Annotated in this window: 11 protein-coding genes; 9 read left to right on the top strand and 2 right to left on the bottom strand. The window is 45.2% G+C overall.

The features are described 5' to 3' along the window. The first annotated feature begins 4 nt into the window (after positions 1–4). The 9 genes from rfbA (at position 5) to gndA (ending at position 12,997) form a co-directional block, all read left to right on the top strand. Complete coding sequence (rfbA, locus tag HA50_RS12780) at positions 5–889, top strand: glucose-1-phosphate thymidylyltransferase RfbA (RefSeq protein WP_084875991.1); 885 nt, start codon at positions 5–7, stop codon at positions 887–889. Continuing rightward, positions 886–1,419 carry a dTDP-4-dehydrorhamnose 3,5-epimerase gene (gene rfbC / locus HA50_RS12775; RefSeq protein ID WP_084875990.1) on the top strand — a complete coding sequence of 178 codons (534 nt, stop codon included), beginning with the start codon at positions 886–888 and terminating at the stop codon, positions 1,417–1,419. The genes rfbA and rfbC overlap by 4 nt, the downstream gene beginning before the upstream one ends. 116 nt (positions 1,420–1,535) lie before the next feature. Then, positions 1,536–2,372 carry an ABC transporter permease gene (locus HA50_RS12770; protein WP_415860459.1) on the top strand — a complete coding sequence of 279 codons (837 nt, stop codon included), beginning with the start codon at positions 1,536–1,538 and terminating at the stop codon, positions 2,370–2,372. Beyond that, the gene (locus HA50_RS12765) at positions 2,362–3,741 is read left to right on the top strand and encodes an ABC transporter ATP-binding protein (protein ID WP_084875988.1); all 1,380 of its coding nucleotides are present in this window, start codon (positions 2,362–2,364) and stop codon (positions 3,739–3,741) included. Before HA50_RS12770 ends, HA50_RS12765 begins: the two co-directional genes overlap by 11 nt. Further along, on the top strand, positions 3,716–7,759 hold the full coding sequence (locus HA50_RS12760) for a glycosyltransferase (protein WP_084875987.1): 4,044 nt from the start codon (positions 3,716–3,718) through the stop codon (positions 7,757–7,759). The genes HA50_RS12765 and HA50_RS12760 overlap by 26 nt, the downstream gene beginning before the upstream one ends. Positions 7,760–7,773: 14 nt before the next feature. Continuing rightward, positions 7,774–9,582, top strand: coding sequence for an HAD family hydrolase (locus HA50_RS12755; protein WP_139810930.1), 1,809 nt, complete (start codon positions 7,774–7,776; stop codon positions 9,580–9,582). Between the two features lie 6 nt (positions 9,583–9,588). Continuing rightward, positions 9,589–10,518: a glycosyltransferase family 2 protein gene (locus tag HA50_RS12750; protein ID WP_084875985.1), complete on the top strand. Its 930-nt coding sequence runs from the start codon at positions 9,589–9,591 to the stop codon at positions 10,516–10,518. 15 nt (positions 10,519–10,533) lie between these two features. Next, a complete protein-coding gene (locus HA50_RS12745) occupies positions 10,534–11,352 on the top strand; it encodes a glycosyltransferase (RefSeq protein WP_084875984.1) in 819 nt (272 codons plus the stop codon). Between the two features lie 235 nt (positions 11,353–11,587). Further along, complete coding sequence (gndA, locus tag HA50_RS12740; RefSeq protein ID WP_084875983.1) at positions 11,588–12,997, top strand: NADP-dependent phosphogluconate dehydrogenase; 1,410 nt, start codon at positions 11,588–11,590, stop codon at positions 12,995–12,997. Between the two features lie 34 nt (positions 12,998–13,031). Here the strand turns inward: gndA and HA50_RS12735 are convergent, their stop codons facing one another. Further along, positions 13,032–14,147: a succinylglutamate desuccinylase/aspartoacylase family protein gene (locus HA50_RS12735; RefSeq protein ID WP_084875982.1), complete on the bottom strand. Its 1,116-nt coding sequence runs from the start codon at positions 14,145–14,147 to the stop codon at positions 13,032–13,034. 119 nt (positions 14,148–14,266) lie between these two features. Continuing rightward, complete coding sequence (locus HA50_RS12730; protein ID WP_084878514.1) at positions 14,267–15,064, bottom strand: ABC transporter substrate-binding protein; 798 nt, start codon at positions 15,062–15,064, stop codon at positions 14,267–14,269. Between the last annotated feature and the right edge of the window lie 21 nt (positions 15,065–15,085).

Raw genomic sequence — 15,085 nt, 5'->3', positions numbered from 1 at the left:
CGTTGTGAAAAGTAAAAAAGGAATAATTCTCGCGGGTGGATCAGGAACACGCCTTTATCCTGTGACCATGGCAGTCAGTAAGCAGTTATTGCCTATCTATGACAAACCGATGATCTATTATCCGTTAAGCACCCTGATGTTAGCGGGGATTCGGGATATTTTAATCATTAGTACACCACAGGATACCCCCCGTTTTGAAAGCCTGCTGGGCGATGGTTCCCAGTGGGGATTAAACCTGCAGTATAAAGTGCAGGAAAGTCCGGATGGACTCGCTCAGGCCTTTATCCTTGGTGAGGAGTTTGTTGGCGATGATAACTGTGCTTTGATTCTTGGCGACAATATTTTTTACGGCCACGATCTTTATAAGCAGCTGGAAGAGGCGTCGAATAAAGAGCAGGGTGCAACCGTTTTTGCCTATCACGTTCATGACCCAGAGCGTTATGGCGTTGTTGAATTTGATAAAACCGGAAAAGCAATTTCACTGGTTGAGAAGCCGAAAGAACCGAAAAGTAATTTTGCTGTGACCGGTCTGTATTTCTATGACAACAGCGTGGTTGAAATGGCTAAAAACCTCAAGCCTTCTCCGCGTGGCGAGCTGGAAATCACCGATATCAACAATCTCTATCTGGAGAAAGGTGAGCTTTCTGTTTCAATTATGGGACGCGGCCATGCCTGGCTCGATACCGGAACTCATGAAAGCCTGATTGAAGCAAATAACTTCATTCAAACCATCGAGACACGCCAGGGCCTCAAGGTTGCATGCCCGGAAGAGATTGCGTATCGCATGGGCTTTATTGACCGGGAAAGTTTGAAATCTCTGGCCGAACCTATGATGAAGAACAAATATGGCCAATATCTGATGGCGCTGTATGAAGGTAAGTTAGTATGAAGATTATCGACACGAAAATTGCGGATGTAAAAATTATTGAGCCGAAAGTATTTGGCGATGAGCGTGGCTTTTTCCTGGAAACCTTTCAGAAAGAACGCTACCTGTCAGCTCTGAATATTGAGGGTGATTTTGTTCAGGATAACCATTCGCGCTCCTCTAAAGGTGTTTTGCGCGGATTACATTTCCAGCGTGAAAATCCGCAGGGAAAACTGGTGAGAGTGGTAAGGGGCGAAGTATTTGATGTAGCAGTTGATATTCGCCCTGAATCACCTACCTTTAAGCAGTGGGTTGGTGTGTATCTCTCTGAAGAGAATAAAACACAATTCTGGATTCCACCGGGCCTGGCGCATGGCTTTGTGGTGATCTCTGACTTCGCTGACTTTGAATATAAATGTACGAACTACTATGATCCAAGTAGCGAAGGTTGCTTACTGTGGAACGATCCGGAAGTCGGGATCGAATGGCCGATGGAATCACCACTTCTTTCAGAAAAAGATAAGTGTGGAAAATTACTTTCTGAGCTGCTGTGAGTAATAAGAAAAAAGTTCCGGCAAGGTTTTCTTTGCTGAGCTTTTTTCAATACATCAGTGAATGAGTTAAGCTTCCTTTTGATTAACAGACGTCTGGTACTGATAGTAATGGATTTATAATGGACCCGCATTCTATAAAATCTTCATCGATGCTCGCACTACTGAAAAGTGTATGCGCGAATCGCAATCTGATATTTCAGATGACTAAACGAGAAATAACAGGCAGATATCGAGGTTCTGTTATGGGGTTGCTTTGGTCTTTCATTAACCCCATATTAATGTTGACAGTTTATACATTCGTTTTCTCGGTAGTATTCAAGGCTCGATGGGGAACGGGTACTGCTGGAGAATCAAAAACAGATTTTGCTGTTATACTTTTTGTTGGGTTGATTGTTCATACATTGTTTGCTGAAACATTAATGCGTGCCCCAACATTAATCATCGGGAACGTGAACTATGTTAAGAAAGTAGTCTTCCCGCTGGAGACACTTTCAATTACCAGTTTGGCCGGTGTTGTTTTTCACTCTTTAATCAGTCTACTGGTGTTACTCATCGCGTTCGTGATTTTTAACGGCTTCATTCACTGGACAGTGGTATTTATTCCGTTAGTTTTTTTCCCATTGATTATCGTTGCACTCGGGTTTTCCTGGTTCCTTTCTTCACTTGGCGTATTTATTCGAGATGTCGGACAAACTATTGCTATCATCACTATGATATTGATGTTCCTCTCGCCAATATTTTATCCAGTCAGTGCACTACCAAAAGAATTTCAAGCAGTTATTATGCTCAATCCACTAACGTTCATTATTGAACAGGCAAGAAATGTATTGATTTGGGGCAAGATTCCAGATTTTAAGGGTTTGGCAATTTATTCGATTGGTGCGATTTTCTTGATGTGGATTTGTTTTATCTGGTTCCAGAAAACTCGAAAAGGCTTTGCAGATGTCCTTTAAAGAAAATGCGATTGAGATTCATGGCGTAAGTAAATGCTTTCAGGTTTATGAAAACCCAGCACGCCGGCTGAAACAATTTATTTTCCCGCGTATCGACAGGGCTTTTGGTAAGGAAGCCCGGGTTTATCACGACGATTTTTGGGCACTACGTGATATCTCTTTTGTTTTGCCAAAAGGGCAAACTATGGGGATTGTAGGGCGCAATGGCTCAGGAAAATCTACACTGCTACAAATTATTGCGGGAACGTTAAGCCCTTCAAGCGGAACGGTCAATGTGAATGGGCGAGTCGCGGCGCTTCTTGAATTGGGTGCGGGTTTTAATAGTGATTTCACCGGTAGAGAAAACGTTTATCTAAATGCCTCCTTGCTGGGACTGACCAGGGAGGAAACGGAAAATAAATTAGATGATATTCTCTCCTTTGCTGATATTGGACGTTTTATCGATTCTCCGGTGCGTTCCTATTCGAGTGGTATGCTGGTGCGTCTGGCTTTTGCAGTACAGGCCCAGATCGATCCGGAAATCCTTATTGTCGATGAAGCCCTTGCAGTTGGGGATGCAAAATTCCAGGCTAAATGTTTTGCGCGCCTGAAAAAATTAAAACAAAATGGGACATCTATTTTATTCGTCTCACATGCTACTGAGCAGATAGTCACACATTGTGATAGTGCGGTATTACTTGATAGCGGCATTGCCCAGGCGGTCGGGAAACCTAAAGATATCGTTAACCAATACCTCGATATTCTTTTTGGTAAGAAAAACGGCGGTAATGATGAGAGACAAAAAGTTGATGAGCAGATAGAAGAAGCTGCTAAAGGCGAGCGCGATCGACTGACAAGAGAAATAAATAATAAGTCAGAAGAAAGTGAATTCAACGCATTGTTGAATGGTGATTACCATGAACGAGCGAATTATAACCCTACCGAGTACCGCTGGGGTGACAAAGCAGCAGAAATTATCGATTTCTATCTTGAACAGAATGATATAGCTTACCCAACCGTCCTGGATCCGGCTAAAGAGTGTATTTTAGCTTTAAAAGTTCGATTTAATCATACCGTTTTTCGTCCTATTTTTGGCTTTGCAGTTAAAACCAAAGAAGGTGTAACGATTTATAATACCAATTCGGAGTGGCAATCGGTGCCAGTTCTTGATGAAGGTGTGGCCGACAGTGAGATTATTGTTTCTTTAAAAATGCATAATCAACTGTCTGAAGGTGACTATTTCATTTCTGTAGGTATTGCCAGCAGTAACACTGCTGGAGAAATCATTCCCCACGATCGTCGTTATGATTCTATACATATTACAGCAGGACCTGTCAAAAGATTTACAGGATTAGTTGATCTGAATGCGAGAATTAACTTTGAAAAATGATATCAACGAAGTATTAAAGCAATTTGGATTTCGCCAAAAGGACGATAGCGGTGTATGGTTTCCAGAGAAAATGGCAGAATTCGGCTACAATGACGGCGACGAAGCAGAAAATTACATATTAAATGTAGTGTCTAATGCTTTAGATTTAAGTGTCACCTCTGATGAACTTGCGGAAAAGATGATTGATTGGCCATCGACGTATCATTTAAGTCCGCGTCGTGCCAATTTATTACGTCCATTTAGTCATTTATTCCACGGCAAGAGAGTGCTTGAAATTGGGTGTGGCTGTGGCGCAATTAGCCGCTTTCTTGGGGAATCGGGTGCTCAGGTAGTATCCGTTGAAGGCAGCTTCAGACGTGCAAGCATCGCCAGGGCCCGTTGTCGGGATCTGGATAATGTGGAAATTATTTGTAATCCAGCCGACAAATTGCCTGACCTGGGTGAGTTTGACTTTGTTTTACTGATTGGTGTGCTTGAGTACTCACGCGTTTTTGTTGGCGTTAACGGTGAAGATAAGTTACTGGCTGAGTGTTATAGCCGCCTGAGTGATGAAGGTAAACTCTTTGTTGCGATTGAGAATAAACTTGGCATCAAGTATTTTTCTGGTGCACATGAAGATCATGTAAACCAGCCGATGTTCGGTATTAATAATTCGTACACTGACAAAAGTGTGGTAACTTTTGGTCGCCAGGAGTTAATTGCGAAGCTGTGTACAGCAGGATTCATCAATACCCAGGAATTCCTGCCACTCCCAGACTATAAACTCCCAACTTCTATTGTGACGCCAGTTGGCTGGCGTGACTATTCTCCTGAGCTTTGTCAGCTTGCTGTTGAAAGTATTCATAAAGATCAGCAATTAGCATTTGAGCATGTTTTTTCGGCAGAGCAGGGGACTCGCAACGTCTGGAATAATAAACTGGCTGTGGATCTTGCTAATTCATTTTTAATGATCTCGGCTAAAAAAGAACAGGAAACACTTTTAGAAGATGTTGCTGCCATCCATTATTCTGATGTTCGCTTAGCTGAATTTAGTAAAACCATCGAATTTATTCGACATGATGATGGAGCTTTGCGAGTACATACGCGTAAAAAAGATGCTACTGGAGTAGTGTCAGGTGATGAAGACACAACGAGTATCACTGATTTTTACCAGGGTAATTCATTATGGTTTGAATTAACTCATTTATTGAATCGCCCAAATTGGGAACTCTCTCAGGTTTCTGCGTGGGCGCAGGAATGGATCAAACAACTACTAAACATTGCGGAACTACCCGTCACTTTTGATAAAGACATCACATTGCCTGATTCTTATCAGGATGCATTACCATTCAACGTCATCTCGCCAAAATCCGGTGAATATCACTTCTTTGATCTTGAGTGGACCAGCAATATGCCAACGCTTGGCTATATTGCCTTCCGTGGTATTTTCCATTCGCTGTTGCGCATTACATCATTAAGTCATAGTGATCTTTGCCCTACCGTCAATATTTCCGAGCTGACTTATATTATTATAAATGATATGGGCTTTAGCGTTGATAAGACAGTTTATGACACTTATCTTCATAAGGAAGCTGAATTTCTTGGGCATGTGCAGCATGATGATGAAAGTCGAATTTACGAAACACTTAAGTCATTGAATTTAGTCGTTCGTGCTAAGAAATTAATTAATGTCAATTTACTTGAAGCGGCTCAGGCTGAAGCGGCCAGTGCGGTTAACCAACTTAATGCGGTATTGGCTAGATCAGAAGATTACTCCGGCGAATTAGCACTGGATATTTATAACAAAAATCGTCAAATCGCCACGCTCAGTGAAACCATTACAGAGCTGGAAAATGCTAAAAATGAATTAGAAAGAGTTAATCAATCCTATGCTGCAGAACATACCCATCAGCAACGCTTGCTGGGGCAATATCATGCCGATATGCAGCAAATACTTAATTCATTTAGTTGGAGGCTGACGTCTCCTTTACGTGTGATTGGACGCCGTTTACCTGTCCGCTTCCGTGCGCCGGTAAAGCGAGTCTTTATGTATGCTTTTAGATTGCTACAGCCTTTGAAGGTTAAAGTTGGTCTAGCGTTCAACCGTTTCAAACAGCATAGTGCACGTAATGGAACGCTTAGCACCTTGAAGGTGAGTGCGAGGCGTCTGGCGCGCGCAAGCTACTATCGTTTGCCGCTCAAATATCGCCATAAAGCGCTGACTATTGCGATGAAGCTGTACCCGCGTGGATTTACACATCATCCTGAATATAATGCTGTTGCAGGGCAATCGGCTGGCTCATTTGCTACCTACGCACATCCCGCATTTATCAACCACAACGGCAAATCTGGATATAGCCTGACAGCAACGCCAGATGAATACATCTATATCCCGGCGAAGAAGCCATTCTATTATGATGATATCGTTGCTGGATTATCTCTGAAACCTAAGTTCTCGATAATCGTTCCAATCTACAATACCCCACTGGAACTTTTTGAACTGATGGTGTCGTCGGTCAGGGAGCAATGGTATGGCAACTGGGAGTTGATTCTGGCTAACGATGCCAGCCCACGTCCTGAAATTGTTCCGGTGCTTAAGAAAGCCGCTGAATCTGACGAAAGAATTAAAGTCGTTCATTTGAGAGAAAATCAGGGTATTGCCGGAGCCACTAACGTTGCTATAGATAATGCTACCGGAAATTATATTGTTTTCCTTGATCATGACGATGAACTGACTCATGACTGTTTGTTTGAGCTGGTGAAATGCATTAATGAGGAAGATCCAGACTTCATCTATAGCGATGAAGATAAATTAACGCCAGACAGAAATTATACTCAGCCACATTTCAAACCTGATTGGTCGCCAGAAACCATGATGAGTACGATGTATACATGTCATGTTTCCTGTGTAAGGACGGCTCTGGCGAAGCAACTGGGTGGTTTGCGTTCTGAGTTTGATGGTTGCCAGGATTGGGATTTCGTATTACGCGTTTCGGAAATGACCGATAAAATCAGTCATATTTCGAAGGTGTTATATCACTGGCGCATTATACCTGCATCTATTGCCTCTGATATTACTGCGAAGCCTTATGTCCTTGCAGCTTCAAAAGCCGTACGTGAGCAGGCCCTTGAACGCCGTCAGCTACAGGGGGTAGTTGAAGAATTACCCGGCTATCACGGTTATTTCAGGGTAAATTATCAGCCTGTTAACAACCCGTTGGTTTCAATTATTATTCCGACACGAGACAATGTTAATGTTCTGGCTCGCTGTGTGGAGTCACTGACAGAAAAAACACGTTATAAAAATTATGAAATAATCATTGTTGATAATGGTTCTGTTGATGAGAAAACGCTTGAGTTATTAACCAGACTGAATGAACAGGAGAAAATCACTGTTTTACGACATGATATTCCGTTCAATTTCTCTGAGCTGAATAACTTTGGTGTTTCTAATGCGGCTGGCGACATTCTGCTATTCCTGAATGACGATACTGAGATTCTTCATGAAGATTGGCTGGAGCGTATGGCCGGTTATGCGCAGCTGGAACACGTTGGTGCTGTTGGTGCGAAGCTACTCTATCCTGATGGCAAGAGTATCCAACATGCTGGCGTATTGAATCTGCAAAATGGTCCAAGCCATGCTTTCCTGCATCAGAATAAAGATTATCCCGGTTATTTCCTGCGTAATCAGATCGAATATAATTGGTTGATTGTGACCGGTGCCTGCCTGATGGTGGAGCGGAAGAAATTCGAGGCAATTTCTGGCTTTGATGAATCATTTCCGATTGCATACAACGATGTCGATCTCTGCATGTCACTGAGTTCAAAAGGCTATTATAATGTGATGTGCCAGGGCGTTAATTTAATTCATCATGAATCAATATCACGTGGTGTTGATCACATGGATGAGCAAAAAGCCTTACGCCTCAAAGGTGAACTGAATCGGTTAAATATCAAACACCCCGAATTCTATCAATTCGACCCCTATTTTAATCGCAATCTTTCGCCTAATGGTTATAATTTCGAGATCATGAAATAATGGAAATATATAACATGATAACTTCAAACAAGTCTCTGGGAGAGCAGGACCTTTACACGCTGAGATTTCTCGCAAAAAATGCGAAGGTCATCTCTTTTGATTTTTTTGATACGCTCTTCTTAAGACCCTTTGATGACCCTGAGGACACATTTGATATTATAGGTATCAAATATAATTTTGCCAATTTCCGTAAGCTACGCCGCAAAGCCCAGACTGAAGCATTTCGCGAAATGACTAAGGAAGGGCGTAAAGAGATTAATCTCAAAAATATTTATAACAATTTTCCTGAAGTCGGCCATCTTCGTCTGGAATTAGAAGAGGCTGAATATTCCCTCGAACTGGAACTGGTCGAGCCCAACCCGGTTATTATGAGTTTCTTCAATGAAATGGTCGCTGCGGGTAAAAAGGTGATCATTACCTCCGATATGTATTTTGATGCCAGTTTTTTCAGCGAAGCCTTAGAAAAATACAATATCAAACAGGTACCTCTCTATATTTCAGCCGATCAAAATGCGACCAAACGTGACAGTGGGGAGATCTTTGAGAACATCATCCGCGAACTGTCTGTTAAACCCGATGAAATATTGCACATCGGTGATAACCAAACCGCTGATGTTATTCGCCCGGGTGAGAAAGGTATCCTAACCTGGCATTATAATCCCGAGCATTTGGCCAATAAGCGTAGGGGGCAATCCCTTATTGGTTCAATCGTGAGTGGGTTACATCGCACCCGTTCTGAGGATATTATTCCTGCCGGAACTTTCAGTGAGTTGGGCTATAAGTTCCAGGCCCCTGCAACATGGGGTTTTTTGAAGTGGATAAAATTACAGTGCATTACCGATGGTATCACTAAGTTACTCTTTGTCTCGCGTGATGGTTATTCGCTTGAACTGCTTGCGAAGGAATACTTTAAAGAGAAATTGCCATCTTTTGACTATTTCATGGGTTCAAGAATCGCTTTCAACCTGGCACTGATAACTGAGCAAAATTTTATCAGTCACATCCCTTTTCTCATGTCAGGCTCTGACGGGCTTTCCCCGGGAGAGTTATTAGAAAGAATTGGTGTTGAACCTCCGAATGATGAGGTGATGCAATCAATAGGAATTCCTGCCAGCACGATTATTGCCCCAGATAATTATGAGTTGGTGAGTAAGTTCCTCACAGCTTACCGTACAGAGATACTCAAAGTCTGTCAGCTAAATCGCCGTGGTTTGTTCATGTACCTGCGTGAGTTAGGTATTAAACCGGGCGATAAAATTGGTATGGTCGATGTTGGTTGGAGTGGAACAACGCAGGAAGCCTTCGAACAGATCGTTAAGAGCTTCATGGATGTTGAAGTTGTGGGGTACTACTTTTGCCTGGCAAATACCCCCGAGAAAAAACGTCGTGAAAGCAAACATGTTATGAAAGCGTTGGTCAATACCGAGTCTGCCAGCCCACAGATTGTTGATAAAATTTATGAAAATCGGATGGCGGTCGAGTTATTCTTTTCCGCTCCCCATGAAACCATCATTGGCTACAATCCACTCAGAAATCGTGTAATTGCGGTTGCGGACGTTGGTCGCGCCAAAGCGAAGAATCACAATGAGATCATTTCAAGTCTTAATCATGGATTGGCCTCTTTTACACAAGATTATCTGGCCTTCTCTAAGAAGATCAACGTGCGGTTTTCACCACTGCAATTAGCCCAACCGATGATTGATTTGGTCACCAATGACAACTGGCGCAATGATCCTCTTTTTGGACAAATCGAGAATTTCGATTCATGGGCCAGTTCACGCAATCAAACCATGAAATTCGCAGATTACTTTAAAAAGCCGTGAAAACTTATGACTAATAAGTCTTCATCTTCTGTTGCTATTCTGCTGGGCACTTATAATGGTGCCCGTTTCATCAATCAGCAACTGAATTCATATAAGCGACAAACGTACAGCAACTGGTCTTTGTGGACCTCAGACGATGGGTCCACAGATCAGGGCTTAAGTGCTATTAAAGATTTTGCCCTGTCTGTACCGCAGCCTGTTAACCTACTGGAAGGTCCACGGAAGGGCGTTTGTCGCAATTTTGTTTCATTAATTAATAATGAAAATATTAACGCGTCCTATTATGCTTTTTCTGATCAGGACGATATCTGGATAAATGATAAGTTAGAACGGGCCGTAAACTGGCTTGATGCAGTTGATCCAGAGATTCCAGCGCTCTATTGCAGTCGGACAGAACTTATCAACACTGACGGGGAAAAGATTGGCTTTTCTCCTGATTATGCTAAACCCCCTTCATTCGCTAATGCTTTACTGCAGAATATCGCCAGCGGTAATACCATGGTGTTCAATAATAAGGCGCGCGAATTGTTGAGGCAGGCAGCTGATGGCGAGATGGTGATTCATGACTGGGCATTGTACCTCGTCGTAACAGCCTGTGGTGGCCATGTTTACTTTGATCGTGAACCAACCGTTTTATACCGTCAGCACGATAACAACGTCATTGGTAACGGTATGGGCCTTATGACGCGTATGGCTAATTTTCGGAAAGCACACCATGGTCGAAAGGCTGCCTGGAATGATACTAATATTGCCATGATGAGGTTAATAGGTGGGCAGATGACGGCTGACAACCAACGCAGACTGAATGATTTTTTCGCTATCCGCGATAGCTCAGTAATGCAGCGTTTATGTTTGCTCAGGAAGTCTGGTGTCTATCACCAACAGTTGGCGGGTACGCTAACCACTGTGTCTTACACACTATTGAACCGTATGTAACCAACTGGTGTTTGAGTGAAAATTATTGCCTCCTTAGTTTTATATCGCCATAGCCAGGCCGATATCGAAAAAACGCTGGAATCGTTATCTTCCGAGCAAAGTATCGATAAGATTTGCATCGTCGATAATGGTGGTCATTGCAGCTGGCTGGAAGGTTTAACCCACCCTAAAATTGAAGTGATCAAGCTGGCGGTCAATCGTGGGTTTGGTAGCGGTCACAATGCGGTATTCCAAAAGTTCAACCAGGACTGCGACTACATTCTGGTGTGCAATCCAGACATCTCTTTTACTACCGGGCAGGTTGATAAGCTCTATAGCTTCAGCATGCAGCGGCAGACAGGGCTTTCAATACCTAAAGTTGTCTATCCCGATGGCAGTTTGCAACACGGTTGTAAGCTGTTGCCTACACCATGGCAGCTTTTTGTCCGTCGCTTTGGTTCGTCACTTGCTGACAAAATGAATCAGGATTACGAACTGCGCCAGGCCGATTACAGCTGCTCTTTTTTTGCACCCTCATTGTCAGGTTGCTTTATGCTGATCAGCCGGCAGGCCCTGCAAAAGACCGGTGGCTTCGATGAACGTTTTTTCCTCTATCTGGAAGATGTTGATCTCAGCCGTCGGGTCTGTACATCGGCATTGCCGGTTGAATATTGCCCTGGTTCAACCGTGGTGCATGAATCGCAGCGACGCTCATATCGTGATATCAAGTTCCTGATGTACCATGTTTTTTCTGCTGTTCGCTACTTTAATAAGTGGGGATGGTTCCTGGATACAGACCGCGATGCGTTGAACACGCGTTGTTTAGCAGAGCTTCCTCAGGCACGAAATGTTTGACAAGTCATCCTGATAATAAGAGGTTGTACGGACGATAAAATCTCATGATGGTCAAGATTGTACAAATTAAAACCTCATTTTTATCAGTGATTTGAAATTATCGATTCGTGTTTTTTGGGAGAGCACTTAGCATCATTGGTGATGTATGATGGTGCGGTCATTGATAATGTAATCGATACTTCCCTTAGATAAGGCCAAAGCTGTTAGAGCTTTTATATCCAGACAGGAGTAAGAAATGTCCAAGCAACAAATCGGTGTTGTTGGTATGGCGGTAATGGGCCGTAACCTTGCGCTTAACATTGAGAGCCGCGGCTACACTGTATCTATCTTCAACCGTTCTCGTGAAAAGACTGACGAAGTCATTGCTGAGAATCAGGGCAAGAAACTCGCGCCTTACTACACCATTGAAGAGTTTGTTGACTCACTGGAAAAACCCCGTCGTATCCTGCTGATGGTACAGGCTGGTGAAGCGACTGATAAAACCATTGCTTCGCTGACCCCGCATCTGGATAAGGGCGATATCCTGATCGATGGCGGTAACACCTTCTACAAAGATACCATCCGTCGTAATAAAGAACTGTCTGACCAGGGCTTTAACTTCATTGGTACTGGCGTTTCCGGTGGCGAAGAGGGCGCTCTGAAGGGACCTTCTATCATGCCTGGCGGCCAGAAAGAAGCTTATGAACTGGTTGCGCCGATTCTGGACAAAATTGCTGCACGTGCCGAAGATGGCGAAGCCTGTGTGACCTATATCGGTCCGGACGGTGCAGGTCACTACGTGAAAATGGTGCACAATGGCATCGAATACGGTGACATGCAGCTGATCGCAGAAGCGTATGCACTGCTGAAAGGTGCGCTGGGTCTGACCAACGAAGAACTGGCGAAAACCTTCACTGACTGGAACAACGGTGAGCTGAGCAGCTACCTGATCGACATCACCAAAGATATCTTCACCAAGAAAGATGAAGACGGAAAATACCTGGTTGATGTGATTCTGGATGAAGCGGCTAACAAAGGCACCGGTAAATGGACCAGCCAAAGCTCGCTGGATCTGGGCGAACCGCTGTCTCTGATCACCGAATCAGTATTTGCCCGCTACCTGTCCTCACTGAAAACACAGCGTGTTGCGGCATCTAAAGTGCTGAGCGGCCCGCAGGCGAAAGCCTTCACCGGTGACAAAGCTGAATTCGTTGAGAAAGTACGTCGCGCGTTGTACCTGGGCAAAATCGTTTCTTACGCACAGGGCTTCTCTCAGCTGCGCGCTGCATCTGAGCAATACAACTGGGATCTGCAGTACGGCGAGATTGCTAAAATCTTCCGTGCAGGCTGTATCATCCGTGCTCAGTTCCTGCAGAAAATCACCGATGCTTATGCGGAAAACGCGAACATTGCGAACCTGCTGCTGGCTCCGTACTTCAAGAACATTGCTGACGAATATCAGCAGGCACTGCGTGACGTCGTCGCTTATGCGGTACAGAACGGTATCCCGACTCCGACCTTCTCTGCAGCGATTGCCTACTATGATAGCTATCGTTCAGAAGTTCTGCCAGCTAACCTGATTCAGGCTCAGCGTGACTATTTTGGTGCGCATACTTACAAGCGTATCGATAAAGACGGTGTGTTCCATACCGAGTGGATGGACTGATAGCGATAAGGCTTCCCTCGGGAAGCCTTATTTTTTAACCCACCAGCAAATCACCTTCCCGACCCGCACTTTCCCCCGCCAGTCTTACCACCAGCATGCCCGCTGTCGCGAACTTCATCAGATTACGTGCATACAGCACACCACCAAATTCCGCCACCAACGGTGTGACCTGATCAGTGATGGGATCAACAATCTCTGCCACCACTTCACCCGCTTTTATCTTTTCACCGAGCTTACGACGATTAAGAATCAGGCCGGAATGCGGTGCAAAAATATACTCGCACCCGGCTAATGGTGTCGCGGGGTTAATCAGGGCAGGGGAAGTTTTTACCTCTCCGGCAATATACTCACCCTCAATCAACGCATTGATAATGGCGTCGGCATCTTTCTCCGCCTGATCGGCGGCAACATCCGCCACACCACGAAGTTCCAGTGTCACCGGCAGCAAGCCACGTGGCATGGGATACTCGTCGCCAAAACGTTCCGCCAGCGTTAACCAGGGTTCGCAGCAGGCCTCATCAAATGGTTCACCACCGGAAATTTGCGCCAGAAGCTGGACTTCACTTCCCAGCCAGCGAGCCAGCGGCTCAATATCAGGCCAGGCGTGAGGTGTGGTGTACAAATGTGGCAGGGCATCCCAGTCACAGTGCAGGTCGATCATCAAATCCGCCTGGCTGGCCATGCGCATCAGCGTGAAACGTTGTGCATCCAGTTCGGTTTTGGCGATCTTGTCGCGGTAGTGGCGGTCGATAGCATCACGAATCAGCCGCTTGTTTTCATATTCGCTGTGGGTCAGCGTTCCAGCCAGTTCATCGACCAGCGTTTCCCCCAGTGCCGGGAAGCGGCGATTGAAATCCTGGCCTGAGAGGGTATGAAAGCGCCCCAGATGTGTACCATGCCAGTGTTGCCCCAGCGCCAATGGATTGGCGACGGGCACCAGCGTGAACGAGGCTTTGAGCTGTCCGGCAGACTCAAGCGCCAGCAACTTCTGCTTCAGATACCATGCCACCGCCATGCCGGGTAGCTCATCACCATGTAGTGCGGCCTGAATATACACACGTTTATGTCCATCGCCACTGAAGTGGAAGCTAAAGATTTCGCGCTGTGTTCCCAGCGACGCGCTGAGCAGAGGATGATGTTGTTGTTGCATGACGTTGATGATGTCCTGTTGTTCGCCGCGGTGCAGGGTGATTCACACCGGCAAAAGTTGTCCGAATGGCAATTATTATAGTGTGATTGAAAAGAAGGGCGGCAATAGCCGCCCTGGGTTTACTGCTGAATGGAGATATCTGTCGCGAAGTATTTCTTCTGGATTTTGTCGAAGGTGCCGTTCTTTTTGATCTCGTTGAAGGCATTATCCAGCGCGGTTTTCAGCTCGGTATCACCTTTACGCAGGCCAATTGCCGTTCCCGGTCCGATAATCGGGTCCTCTACTGTCGGTCCCGCCAGCTCAAAGTCTTTGCCTTGCGGTTGTTTGAGGAAGCCGATGGCGGCCTGTGCGGCATCGGTAAACACCGCATCAAGACGGCCAGAAACCAGGTCGTTCTCAACCTGAGCCTGGTCACCATAAGGCACCACGTTCACGCCATTGGGCTGCCATTTGGCGCGAGCATAGCGCTCCTGAACGGTACCCTGTTCCACACCCACGGTTTTGCCTTTCAGCGATTCAGCCGTTGGCAGTAGGCCAGAGCCTTTACGCGCGATCAACTGTGTTTTGGTGTCGTACAGTGGCATGGTGAAATCGATCTGTTTCAGGCGTTCTTCCGTCACGCCCATATCAGACAAAATGGCATCAAATTTGCGTGCTTTCAGCGCTGGGATCATGCCGTCAAATTCGCTTTCTACCCAGACACATTTGGTTTTCATCTGCTCGCACAGAGCGTTACCCAGATCGATATCAAAACCGACCAGTTTGCCCTGCGGCGTTTTAGATTCGAAAGGAGGGTAGGTTGGATCAACGGCGAAACGCACCTGATCAATTTTTGCCTGAGCACCAAACGCACAACCTGCCAGTAATGCCAGCGCCAGCGTCTGACGCAAACGGACGGAAAAACGTGTACTTGCCATAAAATCGGTCTTCTTTTGTCG

Source organism: Pantoea cypripedii (assembly GCF_002095535.1).
Classification (GTDB): Bacteria; Pseudomonadota; Gammaproteobacteria; order Enterobacterales; family Enterobacteriaceae; genus Pantoea; species Pantoea cypripedii.
The sequence above is the reverse complement of the archived record's forward strand: the minus strand, read 5'-3'. Positions and strand labels throughout refer to the sequence as shown.

What these genes read in the sequence shown, in the direction of transcription:
- rfbC (WP_084875990.1), top strand. Translation starts at nt 886, where the DNA reads ATGAAGATTATCGACACGAAAATTGCGGATGTAAAAATTATTGAGCCG.
- HA50_RS12765 (WP_084875988.1), top strand. Translation starts at nt 2,362, where the DNA reads ATGTCCTTTAAAGAAAATGCGATTGAGATTCATGGCGTAAGTAAATGC.
- HA50_RS12760 (WP_084875987.1), top strand. Translation starts at nt 3,716, where the DNA reads ATGCGAGAATTAACTTTGAAAAATGATATCAACGAAGTATTAAAGCAA.
- HA50_RS12755 (WP_139810930.1), top strand. Translation starts at nt 7,774, where the DNA reads ATGATAACTTCAAACAAGTCTCTGGGAGAGCAGGACCTTTACACGCTG.
- HA50_RS12750 (WP_084875985.1), top strand. Translation starts at nt 9,589, where the DNA reads ATGACTAATAAGTCTTCATCTTCTGTTGCTATTCTGCTGGGCACTTAT.
- gndA (WP_084875983.1), top strand. Translation starts at nt 11,588, where the DNA reads ATGTCCAAGCAACAAATCGGTGTTGTTGGTATGGCGGTAATGGGCCGT.
- HA50_RS12735 (WP_084875982.1), bottom strand. Translation starts at nt 14,147, where the DNA reads ATGCAACAACAACATCATCCTCTGCTCAGCGCGTCGCTGGGAACACAG.
- HA50_RS12730 (WP_084878514.1), bottom strand. Translation starts at nt 15,064, where the DNA reads ATGGCAAGTACACGTTTTTCCGTCCGTTTGCGTCAGACGCTGGCGCTG.